Below are 20,398 nucleotides of genomic sequence, written 5' to 3'. Positions count from 1 at the left end.
ACTCCAAGTCGAAGATGCGCCTTTGAGTATGACAAAGACAATTTATATTTAAAAAGTTGATTCCAGAGAACAATATACCAAGAATAATGTTAATTTTGTAGTATCACCATTTAAAAACAAAATAATTATGAAAGGACTTAATGTTTTATTAGCTTTCCTAGGTGGTGCAGTAGTTGGTACTGCCGCTGGTATGTTATTTGCTCCTGAAAAAGGAGAAGATACAAGACACAAAATTATTGAAATTCTACGTAAGAGAGGTATTAAACTCAACCGTAACGAATTAGATGATTTGGTTGATGAGATTGCTGCTGAAATGAAAGGAGATGACTAATAATTAAAGGATAGAACCATTATGTTTACTGAAAAAAGTACCAAAAGTATTCGTCTGCTTATCGAAGAGTGTGAAAAGTATTTTGAGCTTCAGAAGGAATACGTAAAATTAGAATTAATAGAAAAAATAACGGTTATTTTTTCTACATTAATGCTGATAATGCTCATTATCATATTAAGCATGATGGTTCTATTCTATTTATTACTTGCTTTGGCCTATTTAATGGAGCCGTATGTGGGTGGAATGACTAACAGTTTCCTTATTATTTCGGGTATTGGTGTGGTGTTTACTTTTATATTATACCTGTGCCGCAAGAAACTGGTTATCAACCCAATCCTTAACTTTATTGCAAACTTATTTTATAATAACGATTCAAATAAATAGGTCATGAATAAACAACTAACAGTGAATCACCTTAAAAAATTAGAACTTGCTGATATTAAACAACGTAAACAGGAAGTTCTAACCGAGATTAATTTACAGAAAGAAGTGATTGTTTATTCTGCAAAAAGAATTTCTCCTTTCTCGAGCAACACTAATGGTGGAAGCATATTCAAGAAAGTTGGTACCGGAATTGCTCTTTTTGATGGTGCAATGATGGGATACAAAATTATAAAAAAAATAAAAAAGTTATTCAGAAGGAAATGAGTAGTTACTCACTACTCATTATGCTATCCTCGCAATTAGCAAATCCGTTTATATTAATATTATATTCCGAATCTATTTCAACTATAGCAAAGCTGTTATTATCGGGGAAACTACCTTCAATCATTCCTTTCATTGTCCAGTAATGAATATTATTCCGGCAACTATAATGGCCGGCATGATGATGTCCCTGAAATACAGCTAATACTTTTCCGTTTCTCTCTAACAGAGGAACTATTTCTTCTGCATTGTTTACACAAAGAGAAGAGGATATATCCGAAAAACTATCCAACAACTGATGTACAAAGATTACTATCGGTTTGCTTTTATCTGCCAATTCCCTACTTAACCACTCAATTTGCTCCTGATTAATATAAGTACTGGTCCAGGTAAAGTTTCCACTATCATAAGGGGTACCGTCTTCGTTAAAATTTGCATCAAGAACAATAAATTTGATACCATTCACTGTATACGAATAGTATGTTTTCTTATTGGCACTCCCATGGTTGGTGGTATGATTCAGAAAATCTTCTTTGGAAATACTGTCCATATCGTGGTTACCCAACACATGATATCGGGGGCCCTGAAAAGTTTGGTACACTTTCTCTATTTCATCCAGATAGGTTATAGTTGCTTCACGTTGTGGTTCACTGTCCTGATCTTTAAAATCGCCTAACTCAATCAAAAAATCAAGGTCGGATTTATTAAAGACCTCTAGTGCTGCCTTTAGTTTATCCATTGTTTGTGAGAAATAACGTGTTCCGTATGATGCCCGTTGCGAATAATGCAAATCCGTTATTATACCAAACTTTACCGACTTTTTATCTAAGCATGATATTAGTGAAGGGGCGGTAGCCAGAAGAATTACTCCTTTTGCTGCTTGCTTTAAAAATATACGTCTGTTCATTAAATTGAGAATTGAAAATAGTGAGAGGTATGGACATAAAAAAAGGGATCACGCTTGATCCCAACCTTTGTTAACCTTAAATCTAATACTATGAAAAACACAGTACAAAGATACGGACTTTGAGCATATCTGCAAATTATCCAAGAAAAACAGTGTGTTTAATAACATGTTTTAGCATTTTGCATTTCGTGTTAACAGTTTAGGTTAACTACTCTCACTTTCTCGTTTCCATAAAACACAGGGAAGTACATTAACTCTACCTTTGCCGGATTAAGAATATACCTACCAGTGAACCTTGGTATTAAATCAACAGAAAAAGTATGTTTACCTTTTGTTAGCTTATTACTAAATATCACTACCTTATCTTTAAAATGCTCGCGATGAACTTCTTTTGAATAGCTTCCGGATTTTTTCGAATCATAAGAACATCCGGCAGGAATGGGTATCTCTATTTGTACATACTCAGCATCGGCCTCAACAGTTACTGTTACCTCTAATTGGGCAACCGAACCTGCGGTTAGATTAGATATGGAATCACCATTAGCAGTAAATACAGATCTTACAGCAAATCCCTTTGAAGATTCCGGTTGGGGATCAGGATTCCAAGACTGTTGGTAAACTGTTACAAAAACCGGAGCAGTTCCTTCTTTCTTTATATATAAAGGTGCAGGCGATTCTATTTCTTCGGTAAATGGAAATTTGGTTATTCTCTTGTTGTTCAAAGTCATGATTACTTCTGCAAACTGCCGATCAGGGGTTAGCATATCGGGCATGATTGTTTCTATAATCCGCGACGACTCGTATGTGTTGGCCCATGCCCCACCCTGCCGACGCTCAAAGAAGTAATTACGTACTCTTTCCAATTCTTTCTCATATCCTCCTATTACTTTCAGAATTCTGTAAGCAATAAGAGTATTATTCACATTATTGTTGTAGGGAACATAAAAACCTCTGTAAAAAGAATGTTCTTCCTCGTCTCCCCAGAACAGAGAACCCAACATAGTTTTACGCGAATAGTGCATGAGCGAATCTATATTTATTTTGTTCTGTAAACCAATAACTGCCATGCTTTCTATAACTTTTAGTTTATCGGTAAGCGTTCGGCTGGGAAGTTGTTGGTTTATCTGCTCTAAATACTGCTCGTATTCAATGGGTGCGTTAATACGTTTCAAGGTAATAAGCCGTTGTAGTAGTTCCTGCTTGGCATAAGGTACCTTGTTGGGTGTAGTAAGCCGCAGGTTTGCTAATCCGTTTTTTACCTCTTCGGTTAGGGCGCGCTGCATGGTAGGTATATTCAGATTCGATTTATAGCCTGCTTCTTCGGCATCGAGCAATGCGCTTATTACCTGGTTTGATATCCATTGTTCTGTACGCTCTTTGTTCCACCATCCCCATAGCCCTTCGCTATTGGTGTTTTTGTGCAAACGGTTAATCAGGTTGTTTACTTTATTGTCTTCTTTAAATTCCTTTCCAAACATCCTGGCAATCTGCTTTTTAGATAGTAGTACTTTTATTTTCGATGCCATCTGTTCGTTACACATATATGGATACTTATCTACTTTTTCTATTTCTTTCAGAAACATTTCAAGACTAGATGCTTCGGCATGAATGGTAACAGTTCCCAATGCCGGATTGGGGGTAAATACCTGTGTTACGGTATCATTTAAAACGTTGAAGTAGCCATAGGTTTGCTCCATACCTTGTTCTATAATAGGGAACGAACGTTCTTCACCATCAAAGTAGCCGCTTTCCATCTGCAAAGAGTAGCTTAGGGTAATACTATCGCCGATTTGTACACTTACAGGAATGTAATCGATGTGTGATTTTGATAACCTAAGGTTTTCTTCCAACACCTCTTCGCCGAAGTTTATCTTCCGTTTAACAGATATACTATCGCCTGTACGGTTTGTTATCTTGCCAACCATGTTCAAGCTGTCGCCCCTTACAGCAAAACGAGGAGTTGATAAAGCTGCAACCAATGCTTTAAATGATTTTATGGTTATTTGCTTTTTATCAGTTTGCTTTTTGTTTCCGATAGCAATGAAATAAGCATTCCAACTGGTGATATCATCCGGATAAGTTACTTCGAAAGAGGCTTCGCCTTTTTCATTGGTTGCTAAACGTGGCTGCCAAAAGGCATCGTCGTGGAAATTACGGCGCATGGCATTACCTTCCATTATGGGGAAATTATCATTGGTTTCAACCTCAGCAAGGTTAATTTCCGGATCTTTGGTTTGAATCATGATTACGCCATTGGCCGCTCTCGAACCATAAATGCCTATTAAAGAAGGATCTCTCAAAACATCCATTGAAATTACCTCGTTCAAATGGTTAAAGTCACCTTCGAATGGCAAACCGTTAACAAGAATCAATGGCTGCTCAGAAGTTCCGGATGCTCCCCGAATTCGAATTTTTCCGGTTAAAGCGCTTTCTACATCAGAAGTAACATTGTTTATCAAATCACCCTTCTTTTGCACACCATAACCTACCACAATAACTTCTTCCAATGCCTTGTTATCCGGATTTAGCTGGATGTTATAATCATATCCTCCATTATATTCTACTGATGTTGGCAAATATCCAATATACGATACTTCAATCTTTGCTCCAGCCGATACACCCGATAACTCAAAATACCCATCGAGATTACTTATTGTACCAATAGTTGTACCAGCAATAAAGATACTTGCACCTATAACCGGTTCGCCCATGTCATCATAAATAATGCCGGATATGGTTCCTTGATTAATATAACCTTTACGATACTTTCCGAGATTATTGAGATTATTAGGCGCTATTGTTACTACACTGTCTTTTGTATTATTTTCCTGATATGGGTTTCCGGGATAAACTTTCTTAACTCCCCGGTTGAAGATAGTAAATGCAGTTATTGCTGTTTCCTTTTCGTTGCCATACGATATTGAATCAATATTCAGGAAATTCTTTCCATTGGGATATATGGTTACCTGCTTGGTGTACGAGGTTGAATCGTTAAAAATAAGAGACACATTTATTTTACCTGTTGGCAATGTTACAAAGTTACGGGTACCTCCATAATATAACTGATATTTGCCAATATCTTTCTTTTCTTCGGGTACAATAAAGAGTAAGGCCGGTTTTAACGCTTCTCCATTTTTATGCTTACCCAGATAAAGTTCCAACTTGCCCGAGAGGTTTCCTACATACCTTGTTTCGGCAGGACCATACGTGGTTTGTAAAGTTGAAAGTAATTTACCGTGAGCATGTTTCAGCATATTATCTACTGTCAATGGAGTTTCTCTGAAATCTCTGGCAACCATTTGTTTTCGGACATCCCGGATGAAAGGTGCTTTGTTCCAACCTTTAATTTTCTGATAACCAGGGTATACTGTGTATTTATTGCCTCCTTCCAGATCAATCCATGTAAGTAACTTGCTACTGTCACGATATACGGCAGCCAGGTTGGTTATTCCATTCATAGTACTGCGTTTGGGAAAAGGCCCCATCAGTACTGGAGCGTTAACCATACCTTTCAATGTATAATCATAACGAGTCTGGGTATTGTGATTAATATAATAATAGGTATCTCCTGATTTTATATAGGCAGGAATGTCTACCGTATGCTTCACATTGGGAAATTGTATTTCGCCAAAATTATTATCAATAGTTATCAGTTGGCTAGCCAGGTATTCTTTTTCGTTATCGGTAAATGTGCCGTGTTCTTTTTTCTTCCTTAACCGTGACGAGATTACAAGTGGCAGATCCCTTTCTTTATCCATACTTTCTAACCGCGTATAGGGTGATGCGGCATTAAAAGAGAAAATATTCCTTTCACCTTCTTTTATATACAAGTTATGTACAGAAACATCGCGATTGTAGGTTCGGAACTTCAATGTATGATTTCCCGGTTCAACAGCAAAGGAATAGACATTCCATTGCTCGGATGCGTTGGTATAATACAATCTGTCGTCAATCCACAACATGTGTATCATTTGCAAAGCTCCGTCAACTACAATGTAAGGAGATATAAGAGTACGTTTATCTGCTGTGGGTTCGGTATATACATAATAGGTTTCCGGATACAAGAAGTTATAATATTCTACTGTATCCAATGCCATTGAAGTTTTCCAACGATTCCATGTCATGTGGATTTTCTGATCCTTGATATCGTCTTTATTTGTTTTATACTCTATGGTTTTAATATCGCGTGCATATTTACTTTTGCCGTGTATAGCTATATTGGGCAGATTTTGATTTTGAAACTTAGATGTAAATGCATAAGCTGTTATATCGGCATTGTTTACTGGTTTCCCTTTTTTATCGGTTACTGTTATTTGTACATTGGCTTTTTGTCCGGGATATACCGATGTGGGTGTAGATACCTCCATCGAAATATTCTTTTGAATAAACGGCAGGCTTTTGTTGATAATCCTTCCTGCATCTCCAAACAAATAAGCTATCTGCATATTGTATCCCTGATTATTATCTTTTATCGCATAATCAAGTTGGGTAGTGTACCCGTGCGTTATTTCGCTTTTATTGCGACACACAGTATACCAGAATGGTATATTTGCAGGATTATCTACTTTTAGATAAATGGAATCGTTTTGGCGATAAAACCGATATTCCAATTGTTCGTCTATTATATTTTTAATTAAATAACAGTCTATTGAATGGATAGTTTTCACAGTTACATCGGTTGCAAACCATGGCAAAGAGATGGTGTGGGGCAACATTACAGACTTAGCCAAAATAACTTCATTGTTTTCCCCTTCAACAGAGATATCGGCCATTACCGGTTTACTTTCTCCCTCTGCCAATTGGGTGATGGTTAACATGCCTTTCTTTAGTGAAAAGTCTATAACATAATCATCTGCTTTTCTGGAGAGACGTTTTTCTGCTGTTTTCTTTTCGTTGTTCGAACTGAGATAGGTTGCAACAACTGTATAATCGAAAGATATTCCGGGTGGAAATATTGAATCGGGCACTATAATTTCTCGTTTCAAAGTACCATCCAGTATCATTGTATGAGTCCATAAAGTATCGGGTACAAAACCTGCGGCTATTTTTTTAAGTTTATGAGGGTTCAATGGTTCCGATTTTACCAGTAATTCTATTTTGCCGTCGTAAACAATCATTTCATTCTCATCGGCAACATTGAACTTCAACTTTACAGAATCGCCCTTAACATATTCGTCTTTATCGGTTTCCATAGAAAAGCGAGTGCTTTCCAGTTCATAGTCTTCATACCGAAATTTATCGGATATTGTGTAATAGTGTTTTTTCCCAGTTTTCAATTGAATGGTGTATGAAACATCCAGCGTGAGATTAAGTTTATCGGATAATTCAAATTCATATTCGTACATACCCGGCCGATAGGGCTGAACGCGGGCCAGGATGGTGTCTACTTTGAATGGATATCTGTCATGAAGTTGTATATCTACAGGTTCATTATAGGGTGTTCCGTTTTTAGCCATGTAGGCTTTGAACTTTACTGTTTCACCAGGTTTATATTGGGGTTTTGAAAATACCACAAATCCGGTATATTTGTTTCTTGAACGTTCATCCGGATCGAACAAGCATTCTATTCCATATTTCATACTATGCCAAAAATGCTTCACTCCCCACCACATTCTTTTAATAAGCTTATTTCTGTAGGTATAATAAAGGCCATAACCCCTTTCCCCTATTTCTATATAGTGGTATACTCCTTTATTATTTACTTCTATGACTTCATCGTGTTTTACTTTTTTTATGTTGTAAGTATGTGTTTGTTTATCGTATTTTAGTGTTTGACTACCACGTTTCACTATGGCATCGGTAATAAAGTTGCCTAACGAATCGTACAAGCAAAGCATAAATTCATCGGATGGTATTACCTTAAAATAGAGATCGTCTATTATATAATCCGAGATGTTTAAGTTTCCTTCTACCGCACTGGCTACCAAATAGTTGCCTCGGGCTAACTTTGGCATTTCCTGTCCCCGGGGAAAATCGGTAATGTATTTCCCCAACATATCCTCGGTTGCTACTTTATCTTTGAGATGAATTTTACGAAGATTACTTTTATCTACAGAGTAGATATACAGGTTTGCCGAACCTTTGCTGCTTTCGGGTAAGCGATTCTGAGCATACATTTGTACCGAAAACAAAAGAAGTGCTAAAAAGGTAACTAGATTCTTTTTCATACATACAAAGATATGTTTTTAACCCGAATTCAAGAATGGTTGAACCGCTAAGTTACACTAAGTTACGCAGAGTTTTAGTTTTCCTGCGGCATCGAAACTAAAACTCCGCGTAACTTAGCGTAACTCTGCGGTTCAATCCAATTACGCCGACAGAATAAAATTCACAAGCCACTCTCCTACCTGAGATGTGGTATATGCCTTTTCGCCCTCTACCTGAATATCTTGTGTACGGATATTCTTATCGATAGAGGCATCTACAGCTTTACGGATCAGCGCTGCTTCTTCATTCAATCCGAATGCATATTCTAGCATCATTGCGGCCGATAGCACTGTTGCCAGCGGGTTAGCAATATTTTGTCCGGCAGCTTCGGGCCATGAACCGTGAATAGGTTCGAATACCGATGTGTGGGTACCGATGGAGGCCGATGGTAATAATCCCATTGAACCGGTAATCACCGAAGCCTCGTCGGTAAGGATATCGCCGAACATGTTTTCTGTAACCAATACATCGAAGGATGTGGGCCACTGGATTAATCGCATGGCGGCATTATCTACAAACATGTATTCTGTTTCAACTTCGGGATAGGCAGGAGCAATTTCGCGGGATACTTCACGCCACAAACGGGAGGTTGCAAGTACATTGGCTTTATCTACAATGGTGAGCTTCTTTCTGCGTTTCATTGCGTATTCATAAGCCAGGGTTACAATGCGGGTTACTTCTTCGCGGGTATATACACAGGTGTCGTAAGCTGTATTTCCATCTTCGGAACGCCCTTGCGGACGACCAAAATAGAGTCCGCCGGTTAACTCACGCACACACATAAAATCGGCTCCTCTTACTATATCAGGGCGAAGGGGCGATTTGTAAACAAGCGATTCGAAAGTGGTTACAGGACGTAGATTGGCATATAAACCCAGCTTTTTACGCATGGCCAGTAATCCTTGTTCGGGACGCACTTTGGCAGTAGGATCGTTGTCGAACCTGGGGTGACCGATGGCTCCGAAAAGCACTGCGTCACTGCGCATACACAATTCGTGCGTTTCGTCGGGGTATGGATTACCCACCTTGTCAATGGCATCGGCACCAACTATTCCATACTCGTAATTTAATTCGTGACCGTATTTCTTGCAAACGGCAATGGTAACATCAAGTGCTACTTTGGTTATTTCCGGACCGATACCATCTCCCGGTAGTACTGCTATTTTCATAATTTCTAATGTGTCAATGTGCCAATGTGCCAATATAAGGAACTCAACAATATAACAAGCCATGGCATTTAAACGGGTTATTATTTTTTAATGTGCCAAATAACCAATTGGCATATTATCCACATTGGCATATTGGCACATTAAAACTATTCTTCTATAATATTTAACATTTTAATTGTTGCTTTGATAGCTGCTTCTGTTTGGTCGGCATCCAGACCGCGGGTGCGGAACACTTTGTTTTCGTAGCTCCAGGTTATTACCGTTTGTACAAAAGCATCTGTACGCCCGCCGGGCGGAATGGTTACCGCATAATTCAATAACATGGGGTATTTACGGTTAAGTGTCTTTTTATAAATCTTTCGTAATGCACGTACAAAAGCATCGTATTGTCCGTCGCCCGAAGAGCTTTCTTCGTAAATCTTACCGTTAATTTCAATGCTGAGGGTAGCCATCGGGCGCAAGCCTTGAGCCAAAGTTACAAAATAACTTTTAAGCTTCACCTTATTGCTTTCTCCTTCCTGTTTCAGAACGTCGGATATAATATACGGCAGGTCTTCCTGGGTAACAAGTTCTTTTTTATCACCGAGTTCGATAATACGCTCGGTTACCTTGCGCATGGAATCCTCGTCTAGTTCCAATCCAAGATCTTCAAGGTTTTTACGGATGTTGGCTTTACCGGATGTTTTTCCAAGAGCATACTCGCGCCTACGGCCGAAGCGTTCGGGAAGCAGGTCGTTGCAATAAAGATTATTCTTGTTATCGCCATCGGCATGTACACCAGCAACTTGTGTAAAAACATTCTCGCCAACAATGGGTTTGTTAGATGGTATAAGTACCCCCGAATAAGATTCAACTATCCGGCTAACATCGTTCAATCTGCTTTCGTCGATATTGGTTTTAGCGTCGAAATGATCTTTGAGTATAGCCTGAACACTGGCTAAGGGGGCATTTCCTGCACGCTCGCCCAAGCCATTGATGGTAGTATGCAAACCTTTGGCACCACTCAATACGGCTGCAAGAGCATTACTTACCGCCATATCGTAGTCGTTATGAGGGTGAAAATCGAAATGCTTATCCGGATAGTACCGTAACATTTTGCGTACAAACTCTATCACTTCCAACGGATTTAGTATTCCAAGAGTATCGGGAAGCATGAAACGTTTAATGCTGGTTTCTTTCAATGCATCCATCATTTGAAACACATACTCGGGAGAGTGTTTCATGCCGTTGCTCCAATCTTCGAGATATACGTTCACTTCGATATCCATATCATCGGCATGTTCCAGCACCACCTTAATATCTTCAATATGTTGCTCAGGGGTTTTCTTTAACTGCTCGCGACAGTGCTTGAGTGATCCTTTACAAAGCAGGTTTATTACCCGGCAGCCGGCTTTCTGTACCCACTTAAGTGAGGCATCACCATCAACAAAACCAAGTACTTCTACTTTCTGGAGCATATCTTTACGGGCGGCCCAGTCGCATATCATTTTTACAGCATCAAACTCGCCTTCGGATACCTTGGCCGAACCAACTTCTACCCTATCTACTTTTAGTTCCTCTAAAAGTAAACGAGCAATCATTAGTTTTTCATGCGGAACGAAAGACACTCCACTGGTTTGTTCACCATCGCGAAGCGTGGTGTCCATTATTTCTATCTGGATGTTTCTTCCCATTTTTCTATTTTATCTTTATTGCTTAGCAAGAAGTCGATATCGTCTAAACCGTTTTCGAGACAAAGTTTTTTGTAGACATTGATTTCGAAACGCTGGCTTTTACCTGTAACCTTATTAGTTATTGTTTGTTGGGGTAGGTTTATTTCTACTTCGGCTTTAGGATCGTTGTTGATGGACTGAAACAGTTCTGCCAGAAATTCATCGGTTACAATAACCGGAAGCACAAAGTTGTTCAAAGCATTGTTACGGAAGATATCGGCAAAGAAACTGGATACCACTACCCGGAAACCATATCCGGCAATGGCCCACGCTGCGTGCTCGCGACTGGAACCGGAACCAAAGTTCTTACCGGCAACCAGTATCTTACCGCTATAGGTAGGATTGTTTAATACAAAAGATTCGATTTTGTTTCCTTGTTTATCGTAACGCCAGTCGCGAAAAAGATTGTCGCCAAAGCCTTCTTTGGTGGTTGCTTTCAGGAAGCGGGCAGGAATAATCTGGTCGGTATCTACGTTTTCCAAAGGTAATGGTACGCAGGTGGATGTTAGTATGTTGAATTTTTCTTTCATCATTTAAGTTTTTAAGTTTTGGAGGTTTTAAGTTTTGGAGATCCTCCTCCGCCCTTCGGGCACCTCCTCCAAAGGAGGATAGGCTGCGCTATACAGCGTCTCCGCATGGTATCCTCCTTTGAAGGAGGTGCCCGAAGGGCGGAGGAGGACTAGATTAGATTATCTTTAATATTACATTAATTCTCTCGGATCAGTTATAACCCCTGTTACCGCTGCGGCAGCTGCAACCAACGGACTGGCAAGCAATGTACGTGCACCCGGCCCCTGACGTCCTTCGAAATTACGATTGGATGTTGACACAGCATATTTTCCGGCAGGTATCTTATCATCGTTCATAGCCAGACATGCCGAACATCCGGGCTGACGAAGTTCAAATCCAGCTTCTTCGAAAATCTTATCCAAACCTTCGTCTTTTATTTGCTGATCTACTATCCATGAACCGGGTACAATCCATGCAATCACATTTTCGGCTTTCTTCCTGCCTTTTACAATGGAAGCAAATTCGCGGAAATCTTCAATACGGCCATTGGTACATGAGCCAATAAATACATAATCAATCTTTTTACCTAATACCGGTTCTCCTGCTTCAAATCCCATATATTCCAGCGATTTAGCATAAGAGATCCGACCGGCTTCGGGAACACTGTCCATGGTTGGGATGTTCTCTGTTATGCCCATACCCATACCCGGGTTAGTACCATAGGTTATCATAGGGGCAATATCGGCTGCATCGAAAGTAATTTCTTTATCGAACACTGCATCATCATCGCTTTTCAATGTTTTCCAGTATGCCAGTGCTTTATCCCATTCCTCGCCCTTGGGAGCGTATTCACGGCCTTTGATGTATTCAAATGTTACTTCGTCGGGCGCTACCATTCCGCCACGGGCACCCATTTCAATACTTAAATTACACAGGGTGAGGCGTCCTTCCATGGTGAGGTTTTGAACAGCTTCGCCGGCATATTCTACAAAGTATCCGGTTGCTCCGCCTGTAGTCATCTTGGCAATGATATACAAAGCCATATCTTTTGCAGTAACCCCTTTGCCCAGTTTGCCATTTACAGTGATACGCATTGTTTTGGGTTTTGATTGGAGGATACATTGAGATGCAAGTACCATTTCTACTTCGCTGGTGCCGATTCCGAAAGCAATCGCGCCCATTGCCCCGTGTGTAGAGGTATGCGAGTCGCCACAAACAATGGTCATTCCGGGAAGTGTTAATCCCTGCTCCGGACCTACTACATGAATGATACCGTTTTTGGGGTGTAACATGCCGAAATGAGTTAAACCAAAATCGGCTGCGTTCTTAGCCAGAGTATCGACCTGTGCTTTAGAAACAGGATCTTCAATCGGTTTGTCCTGATCGTGTGTTGGTGTGTTGTGATCGGGCATACAGATAATCTTCTCCGGACGGAAACATTGAATTCCTCTTGTACGTAACCCGGCAAATGCTTGCGGACTGGTTACTTCATGACAGTAAAGCCTGTCGATATATAATTGTGTAGGACCATCTTGTACGGTTGTTACAATGTGCGAGTCCCAGATTTTATCAAATAATGTCATTGGAGTTATGAGTTTTAAGTTATGAGTTATGAGTTTTGTTTAAAGTGATATTTTGAGTGATGAATTTTGAGTAACTCAAAACTTATTGACGCAGTCAATATAAGCCTCTACAGATGCGGCAATAATATCGGTATTGGCACCAAAGCCATAATATATCTGGTTGTTGTATTCAACCTGCATGTGTACTTTACCTACATCATCGCTTCCTTTGCTGATAGCCTGAATGGTAAATTCTTTAAGCGTCATGTGGCGGTTGATTATTTTCTTCAAAGCACTGATGGCTGCATCTACCGGACCGTTACCACTGGCGGCAGCTTCGAACTTTTCACCTGCAATGCTTAATCCAAGACTGGCAACTGGACGAACACCCATTCCACTGGTTACTTGCAGATATTCCATTTTGATACGATCGTTTTTGCTGCGATCGGCACCAGCCAGAACAAGAACATCATCGTCGGTGATATCTTTTTTCTTATCGGCCAGCTTCAGGAATTCTTCATAAATCTTATCTAATTTATCCTGCGAAGGTTCAACACCAAGTATGGAAAGACGGTGTTTCAGGGCTGCACGACCACTACGGGCTGTGAGTACAATTGAACTATCGTCGATACCAACATCGTGTGGATTGATGATCTCGTACGTTTGAATGTTCTTCAAAACTCCATCCTGATGAATTCCGGACGAATGGGCAAACGCGTTGCGCCCCACAATAGCCTTATTGGGTTGTACGGGCATGTTCATCAAACTAGATACCAAACGGCTTATCGGATAAATTTTCTGAGTATTGATGTTGGTATCTATTTTAATATCTTTATGGCTTTTCAAGATCATGGCAACCTCTTCCAGAGCAGTGTTTCCGGCACGTTCGCCAATACCGTTGATGGTAACTTCTACCTGACGGGCTCCATTCAACACACCCGCAATTGTGTTTGCAGTAGCCATTCCAAGGTCGTTATGGCAGTGTGTGGAAAGGATTGCTTTTTCTATCCCGGTTACATGCTCCATCAGGTACTTAATTTTTGCACCGTATTCATCGGGCAAACAGTATCCGGTAGTGTCGGGTATATTAACCACAGTGGCTCCGGCTTTGATAACAGCCTCAACAACGCGGGCAAGGTATTCGTTATCAGTTCGTCCGGCATCTTCGGCATAGAACTCAACATCTTCTACATATTTCTTAGCATGCTTAACTGCTGCTACTGCCCGCTCAATGATTTCTTCGCGGTTGGAATTGAATTTGTACTTAATGTGCGAGTCGGATGTGCCGATTCCGGTATGAATTCTTTTTCGTTTGGCAAATTGCAATGCTTCGGCCGCTACCTCAATATCTTTCTGAACAGCACGGGTAAGGGCACAAATAGTTGGCCATGTAACCGCTTTCGAAATTTCAATAACCGAATTAAAATCACCCGGGCTCGATACAGGGAACCCTGCTTCTATGACATCCACTCCAAGAGCTTCGAGTGCTCTGGCTACCTGAATCTTCTCTACGGTATTCAACTGGCAGCCTGGTACTTGCTCTCCATCTCTCAATGTGGTGTCGAAAATAAATAATTTCTCGCTCATCTTTATTGGATTTTTGGGAAGAGGGAATAAAGGGGATAAAGGTGATAAAGTTCAATCTCAAAGACTTTATAAACTTTATTAACCTATAACTCTATAATCTTTATTAACTCTATAACCTCTATTAACTTTATTAAATCTATTTATTAAATCAAAAAAGCCTTTCGCACATGGAAGTGAGAAAGGCTTTCTAGTATATCTTATCTATACATTTTTTACACACGATACTCACTTCCACTTAACTGCCAGAGTAGTAGAATAATAATACCGCTAATAATAATATGTATATATGATAATTTCATTGCACTGTTTTTAGTTTTACGATGCAAAGGTAGAGATTATTTAATATACTCCAAATAAAACGTTATTTTTTTATCGAAAAAAGTTTCATTTCATAAGTCGACCGACACTTTAACTTATAAGTTTCTACTTATTTGATTGGCTTGCCCGAAAAGTTAATTGGGCTTTAGCACCTTCAGGGGCTTTCGAGAAAAGATGAAATGATAATACTTGTTCTTCCGTAATTGGGGCTACAATTTTGGCTTTAACCGTTACCCAGGTATCGTTAACGCCATCAACAAAAACTGCCTTGCCTTCGTTTAACTCCGAAAATTCCAGCGATATTTCATCACCCAAAAAGAACATGATTGTTTTAATGGCTGCATTATCGTTTACAACAATAAAGGATTTTAAGTCGTCACCATTTCCATTCAATGTAAAAACGATATCAACTTCATCACCTACTTGCAAATCCGGCAACTCACTAAACTTATTTGCATAGTTGGTTTCTTCTTCATCTCCACCCATAAAAACACCAACTATTTTCATTACAGGTATTTCAGAATCAGAGTCTGCACATCCTAGAAACAATAAAGGTAACAAAAGCAATATCAGTAGTTTTCTCATTGTATTTTGTTTGATAGTAGTGCAAAAATACGCATTATATTGTAATACGCAAAAAACCAAGTAAATAGGGCACTTATGAGATGAATAATAAGTAAATTTGCAGTCCAAATTAAAGTAATCATGAAATATCAGACAGCAATAAATAATTATCTGCAAAAACACTCTTACCCAAAAATCCAATTAAAAACAGTTCTATTTGATATGGATGGGGTTTTATTTGATTCGATGCGTTACCATGCGGAAGCCTGGCACCAAACAATGGTAAACCTTGGAACACGCTTTTGCAAAGAAGAGGCATATATGCACGAAGGGCGTACAGGAGCCGGAACAATCAATATTGTGTTTCAAAGAGAATTCCAAAGAGATGCTACACCCGAGGAGATTCAAAATATATACCAAAACAAATCGGATATATTCAATTCTTATCCCGACGCTGAACCAATGCCCGGTGCACGCGCGCTGCTGGAAAAGATCAAGTTACTGAAATTAATACCAATGGTAGTAACCGGGTCGGGGCAACAATCTTTACTGGAAAGGTTGGAACAGAACTTCCCCAATACCTTCAAACCCGAATTAATGGTTACTGCTTTTGATGTGAAATTCGGCAAACCAAATCCCGAACCTTATTTAATGGCACTTCAAAAAGGCGGCTTCAAACCGCATGAAGCCATTGTGGTAGAAAACGCTCCGCTTGGAGTAGAGGCCGGGGTAGCTGCCGGTGTTTTTACCGTAGCTGTGAATACCGGACCTCTTGACGATAAGGTTTTACTGGATGCCGGAGCCGATGTTTTGTTTCATTCGATGGAAGAGTTTGAAAGAGAGTGGGATGGGTTTTATAAAGAGCTCACTGGGTATTAGTTTTTTTGAAATTCTTTAAAAGAAATTCAATTATTTATTGTTTAATAACAAATAGCTTTTCGAAAAGATCATTCCGATGAATAATCATTCTACTAGTTGGTTTAAATCACTAAAACATTTTTGTTAGTCGCTAAATATCAGGAAGTTATAAAAAAGGCAACATAATAACAGTTTGTTCGTACTCTGTTTAACCTATATTATTCATACTTTGAATCGCAGTATTATAACTCTTTCATCCCGGTAACATGAAGCCTTTCTCCCGGTAGGATAAACGGTTTCTCCCGGTAGGATGAACGCTTCATCCCGGTAGGAGAAAAGCTTTATCCTACCAGGATAAAAGTTTTCTATCGGAAAGTCCCTACTATAGTATCAATAAATACTCTTCCCTAAGATACTTTTGTATCTTCCCTGTGGCACTTTTGTATCTTACTTGTGGCACTTTTGTATCTTGCCTGTGATACTTTTGTACCACAGGCGTGGTACTTTTTTCTCAGTGGTAAAAAAGTGTTGGTACTGTAAGTTTTTGATTACCAGTTGTGTTTGTGGCTTCGTCAAAATAGATAAAGGAGGTAAAGTAGGTAGAGTAGGTAAAGTAGGCTATTCTATGCGGCATTGCGAATCCTAAAGATTATCTTGCCACCTATTTAATAACCTCTTGCCATCTCCACATTTTTTCCTAATTTTGCTTCATTGAAACATATTATTACAACTATGAAAAAGGCAATATCCTTATTTCTCCTGTGCCTTCTTAGCACAATAACCATTTTCGCCCAGGATGTAAAACGTCCGGACTCTTACAACTATAACCGGGCAATGGATGCTATTAGTAATGATGATTATCAGGAAGCTTTAGAATATCTGGCTAAAGAAGTATCCGAAAACACACAAAATGGATATGCCTATATCTGGATTGCTGTTTTGCGTAATCATGCAGAAGAATACGGACGAGCACTAACATCTGTTAATCAAGCAATTAAATACTTACCTAAAAAAGATGCCGAATATATAGGCTTTGCTTATAAAACACGTTCTGTTGTTTACGAAGGACTGAATGAAATGAACAAAGCTATAGATGATATTTCTACTGCCATTAAATATGAGCCAGACAACGAAGAGTTCTACGAAAGACGTGCACAACTGTATTATGAGCAAGAAAAATACGACTTGTCGGACACGGATTACAATAAGATAATTGAGCTGAACGAAGGAGGAGTGATGGGATACATGGGCATTGGACGAAATGCAAACATGGAGAAACGATACGAAGATGCCATCAAACAATTCGACTATGTTATAAAATTGCATTCCGACTATTCGTCTGGTTATAGTTTCCGGGCAGAGAGTTATTTGGGACTTAAAAAATATAACGAAGCCATTGATGATGTTATAACTGCTTTGAATATAGATGGCGACGACAAATCGTTTGAACTGATGCAACACATTGCAGATTCTGCATACACAGCTATTGTTACAAAAGTCAAGATTCAACAGCTAAAGGAATCGGCTAGTAGTTACTGGCCTTACTGCTTAGGGGTTATATACGAAAACCACCTGGACTATACAAAAGCTATAAATGCATATAAAGAATCGATGAAAATAGATCCATCGCATTCAACCGCATATCGTATTGCTTACTGTTACTACAATTTAGGATTTTATGATCAGGCGTTGACATACTCCGATCAAACAATTGCCTTGGCACCCGAACAATCTGGTTATTATTACATGAAATCTAATATCCAAAATTGCTTAGGGATGATACCAGAGGCTATAGAGACTGCCGATAAGTATATATCAATGGTTCCCGAATCACTTTGGGGATATAATCTAAGAGGTTTGCTCAAAAATCTTCAGGGAGATCTGCCTGGTGCTTTAGAGGATTATTCAACAACAGTAGCATTAAACCCAGAAGAAGCTTATGGGTATTTGAAACGAGGCATTATACATAAAACATTAGGAAATGAAGATGATGCCAGAAGAGATTTCGAACAAGTTATTTTGTTAGACACAGTACCTGATAGCGAGTCGATAACCCAATATGCTTTTTTATATCTAGGCCAAAAAGAGAAAGCAATAGAATGGCAAAACAAACTTTTGGCAGAAGAAAGCGATAAAGGAACTTACTATGATGCTGCATGTTTATATTCGCTTATGAACGACAAGAAACAGGCTCTTTCTTATCTGCGACAAGCGTTAGAAGCAGGATATTACCAATTTGTTTATATCTCTCAGGATCAGGATTTGGATAATATACGCCAATTACCTGAGTTTAAACAGTTGATTGAAGAGTTTATGCAAAAACAGAAGGATAAGCAGGCTGTAGAACAAATCAATGAACGTTACATTGAAAAAACAGCAGAAATTCCGTTTGCAAGCGAAAGTGGTGTTTATAAGGTAAAGTGTACTATTAACGATTTGCCTTTACATTTCATATTCGACACAGGGGCTAGTGATGTTTCCATGTCGATGGTAGAGGCTAGTTTCATGCTTAAGAATGGCTATCTTTCTCAGCGAGATGTTATTGGAAAACAAAATTACATGACTGCAACTGGCGAAATTACAGAAGGGACTATTGTAAACCTTCAGAATGTATCTTTTGGAGGTCTTCATTTAAATAACGTCAAAGCCTCTATTGTTAAAAGCCAGAATGCCCCATTGCTGTTGGGGCAATCTGTCTTAAATAAGTTAGGGGTGATTGAAATAGACAATCAAAAGAAAGTACTGAAGATTACTTATAAAGAAAAAATACAATGATTTTTAAGGAGTTAATTGTTCTATTTAACCAGAGCCTGTATTATTCGTTTGGTTCAGTTAGAGGCTGTGTTGAACTAAAAGTGAGGTAAAGGAGGTAAAGTGAGGTAGAGGAGGTAAAGTAGGCGATGCCGCATGGAATTCCATTACTCAACTACTTTACCTCCTCTACCTCACTTTACCTCCTTTTCAATCTGATTTGAACCAAATTGATGAATCATGAATAAATGCTGCATAGAAATTAAAAATTAAAAACTCTGCGTTAATCCGCGAAACTCTGCGGTTAAAAGATTAAATTAGATTCTTTATATCCTCTTCAGTCAGCCCGGTAATCTCCACTATATTTTCTGTAGAGATTCCTTTGGCTTTCATGACTGAAGCTATTTCAAGTTGTTTTTTGCGTTCGCCTTCTTGCAAGCCTTCTGCTCTTCCTTCTTGTAAGCCTTCTGCTCTTCCTTCTTGCAAGCCTTCTGCTTTCCCATCCATATACCCTTCATACCGTCCGGTGGTAATTACGCTTTTCTGATACCGTATTGCCTCCATGTGAGCAAAATAGGCTTTACGTTCTTCATCCGACAGATGATCTATTCGTAAACTTTCACGGGCTTCGGGAAGACCGGCAGCGGTAGCATCTTCATCTATCTCACCGGTTTTGAGGAAAGAGATCCACTGGTCGAGGGGTTCAATTGCTTTCTGATCAAAATCGTTAACGCGTAACACATAGTACTCAGGGAATATGTCGCCAGCCTCCTGCTGAATAAACCGTTCGCGTTGGCGGACAGATAACTGCAACGTATCGTTATTGTGGATACCTTTGAAAATGGTTTTACCATGATACACATAATCGGTTCCCTGACCTAAGTCGAAGTAAACGATGTTAATTGAATAAACCTTTCGGACTCTATCGTATTCGTCGCCCAGATTGATGTATTCAGTGATGGTTTTTGAAGTACCATAAAGCATACGATGAAAGTAATCGAGTTCACGATTATTCTGTATCTCAATGATAATAAGTTCGCCTTTATCATTTTCGGTAAGCATATCTACCCGATTAAACTTATCATCATAAGCTTCCTGATTACCTTCACTTTCAAGAATACGGCGAATGTGAATTGCCTCACCAAGCAATACCGTGAGAAGACCTTCCAGTACTACAAAGTTGGATTTATTGCGCAACAACCGTTTGGCTGCCCAATCAAAACGGACAAGTGAGTGCGAACTGCTCATAATTGCTTCTTTTTAGCAAAGGTAACATT

The 20,398-nt window shown here is 39.3% G+C and carries 14 protein-coding genes; 5 read left to right on the top strand and 9 right to left on the bottom strand.

Annotated elements, in window-relative coordinates:
* Nucleotides 1–127 precede the first annotated feature (127 nt).
* Genes D0T85_RS13960 through D0T85_RS13950 form a run of 3 tightly spaced genes read left to right on the top strand, consistent with a single transcriptional unit; the run spans nt 128 to nt 979 of the window.
* Nucleotides 128–331, top strand: a complete 204-nt coding sequence (locus D0T85_RS13960; RefSeq protein WP_163214135.1) for a YtxH domain-containing protein — start codon at nt 128–130, stop codon at nt 329–331.
* A gap of 21 nt (nt 332–352) precedes the next feature.
* A complete protein-coding gene (locus tag D0T85_RS13955) occupies nt 353–715 on the top strand; it encodes a phage holin family protein (RefSeq protein ID WP_163214134.1) in 363 nt (120 codons plus the stop codon).
* A gap of 3 nt (nt 716–718) precedes the next feature.
* A complete protein-coding gene (locus tag D0T85_RS13950) occupies nt 719–979 on the top strand; it encodes a hypothetical protein (protein ID WP_163214133.1) in 261 nt (86 codons plus the stop codon).
* Between the two features lie 4 nt (nt 980–983).
* Here the strand turns inward: D0T85_RS13950 and D0T85_RS13945 are convergent, their stop codons facing one another.
* The 8 genes from D0T85_RS13945 to D0T85_RS13910 all read right to left on the bottom strand — a co-directional run bounded on the left by D0T85_RS13945 (nt 984) and on the right by D0T85_RS13910 (nt 15,533).
* Nucleotides 984–1,883 (bottom strand): metallophosphoesterase, encoded by a 900-nt coding sequence (locus D0T85_RS13945; RefSeq protein WP_163214132.1) that lies wholly within the window; start codon nt 1,881–1,883, stop codon nt 984–986.
* A gap of 191 nt (nt 1,884–2,074) precedes the next feature.
* A complete protein-coding gene (locus D0T85_RS13940) occupies nt 2,075–8,050 on the bottom strand; it encodes a carboxypeptidase-like regulatory domain-containing protein (protein ID WP_163214131.1) in 5,976 nt (1,991 codons plus the stop codon).
* A gap of 141 nt (nt 8,051–8,191) precedes the next feature.
* Nucleotides 8,192–9,259 (bottom strand): 3-isopropylmalate dehydrogenase, encoded by a 1,068-nt coding sequence (gene leuB / locus D0T85_RS13935; protein ID WP_163214130.1) that lies wholly within the window; start codon nt 9,257–9,259, stop codon nt 8,192–8,194.
* A gap of 146 nt (nt 9,260–9,405) precedes the next feature.
* Nucleotides 9,406–10,932 (bottom strand): alpha-isopropylmalate synthase regulatory domain-containing protein, encoded by a 1,527-nt coding sequence (locus tag D0T85_RS13930; protein ID WP_163214129.1) that lies wholly within the window; start codon nt 10,930–10,932, stop codon nt 9,406–9,408.
* Nucleotides 10,911–11,501 carry a 3-isopropylmalate dehydratase small subunit gene (gene leuD / locus D0T85_RS13925; RefSeq protein ID WP_163214150.1) on the bottom strand — a complete coding sequence of 197 codons (591 nt, stop codon included), beginning with the start codon at nt 11,499–11,501 and terminating at the stop codon, nt 10,911–10,913. Before leuD ends, D0T85_RS13930 begins: the two co-directional genes overlap by 22 nt.
* Before the next feature lie 171 nt (nt 11,502–11,672).
* Nucleotides 11,673–13,064: a 3-isopropylmalate dehydratase large subunit gene (gene leuC, locus D0T85_RS13920; protein ID WP_163214128.1), complete on the bottom strand. Its 1,392-nt coding sequence runs from the start codon at nt 13,062–13,064 to the stop codon at nt 11,673–11,675.
* Between the two features lie 75 nt (nt 13,065–13,139).
* Complete coding sequence (locus D0T85_RS13915) at nt 13,140–14,630, bottom strand: 2-isopropylmalate synthase (protein WP_163214127.1); 1,491 nt, start codon at nt 14,628–14,630, stop codon at nt 13,140–13,142.
* A gap of 423 nt (nt 14,631–15,053) precedes the next feature.
* Complete coding sequence (locus D0T85_RS13910; RefSeq protein ID WP_163214126.1) at nt 15,054–15,533, bottom strand: DUF5035 family protein; 480 nt, start codon at nt 15,531–15,533, stop codon at nt 15,054–15,056.
* Between the two features lie 120 nt (nt 15,534–15,653).
* Between D0T85_RS13910 and D0T85_RS13905 the strand changes: the two genes are divergently transcribed.
* Both D0T85_RS13905 and D0T85_RS13900 read left to right on the top strand, forming a co-directional pair.
* Nucleotides 15,654–16,391, top strand: coding sequence for an HAD-IA family hydrolase (locus D0T85_RS13905; RefSeq protein ID WP_163214125.1), 738 nt, complete (start codon nt 15,654–15,656; stop codon nt 16,389–16,391).
* A 711-nt stretch (nt 16,392–17,102) separates the two neighbouring features.
* The gene (locus tag D0T85_RS13900) at nt 17,103–19,145 is read left to right on the top strand and encodes a retroviral-like aspartic protease family protein (protein ID WP_163214124.1); all 2,043 of its coding nucleotides are present in this window, start codon (nt 17,103–17,105) and stop codon (nt 19,143–19,145) included.
* Nucleotides 19,146–19,433: 288 nt separating this feature from the next.
* Here the strand turns inward: D0T85_RS13900 and D0T85_RS13895 are convergent, their stop codons facing one another.
* On the bottom strand, nt 19,434–20,369 hold the full coding sequence (locus D0T85_RS13895) for an Rpn family recombination-promoting nuclease/putative transposase (RefSeq protein ID WP_163214123.1): 936 nt from the start codon (nt 20,367–20,369) through the stop codon (nt 19,434–19,436).
* Between the last annotated feature and the right edge of the window lie 29 nt (nt 20,370–20,398).

This window comes from Bacteroides sp. 519 (assembly GCF_010500955.1).
Classification (GTDB): Bacteria; Bacteroidota; Bacteroidia; order Bacteroidales; family Bacteroidaceae; genus Bacteroides.
The sequence above is the reverse complement of the archived record's forward strand: the minus strand, read 5'-3'. Positions and strand labels throughout refer to the sequence as shown.

Coding starts and splice junctions, on each gene's coding strand:
- leuD (WP_163214150.1), bottom strand. CDS start 11,501: ATGAAAGAAAAATTCAACATACTAACATCCACCTGCGTACCATTACCT.
- D0T85_RS13960 (WP_163214135.1), top strand. CDS start 128: ATGAAAGGACTTAATGTTTTATTAGCTTTCCTAGGTGGTGCAGTAGTT.
- D0T85_RS13945 (WP_163214132.1), bottom strand. CDS start 1,883: ATGAACAGACGTATATTTTTAAAGCAAGCAGCAAAAGGAGTAATTCTT.
- D0T85_RS13915 (WP_163214127.1), bottom strand. CDS start 14,630: ATGAGCGAGAAATTATTTATTTTCGACACCACATTGAGAGATGGAGAG.
- D0T85_RS13905 (WP_163214125.1), top strand. CDS start 15,654: ATGAAATATCAGACAGCAATAAATAATTATCTGCAAAAACACTCTTAC.
- D0T85_RS13940 (WP_163214131.1), bottom strand. CDS start 8,050: ATGAAAAAGAATCTAGTTACCTTTTTAGCACTTCTTTTGTTTTCGGTA.
- D0T85_RS13950 (WP_163214133.1), top strand. CDS start 719: ATGAATAAACAACTAACAGTGAATCACCTTAAAAAATTAGAACTTGCT.
- D0T85_RS13930 (WP_163214129.1), bottom strand. CDS start 10,932: ATGGGAAGAAACATCCAGATAGAAATAATGGACACCACGCTTCGCGAT.
- leuC (WP_163214128.1), bottom strand. CDS start 13,064: ATGACATTATTTGATAAAATCTGGGACTCGCACATTGTAACAACCGTA.
- D0T85_RS13895 (WP_163214123.1), bottom strand. CDS start 20,369: ATGAGCAGTTCGCACTCACTTGTCCGTTTTGATTGGGCAGCCAAACGG.
- D0T85_RS13900 (WP_163214124.1), top strand. CDS start 17,103: ATGAAAAAGGCAATATCCTTATTTCTCCTGTGCCTTCTTAGCACAATA.
- D0T85_RS13910 (WP_163214126.1), bottom strand. CDS start 15,533: ATGAGAAAACTACTGATATTGCTTTTGTTACCTTTATTGTTTCTAGGA.
- D0T85_RS13955 (WP_163214134.1), top strand. CDS start 353: ATGTTTACTGAAAAAAGTACCAAAAGTATTCGTCTGCTTATCGAAGAG.
- leuB (WP_163214130.1), bottom strand. CDS start 9,259: ATGAAAATAGCAGTACTACCGGGAGATGGTATCGGTCCGGAAATAACC.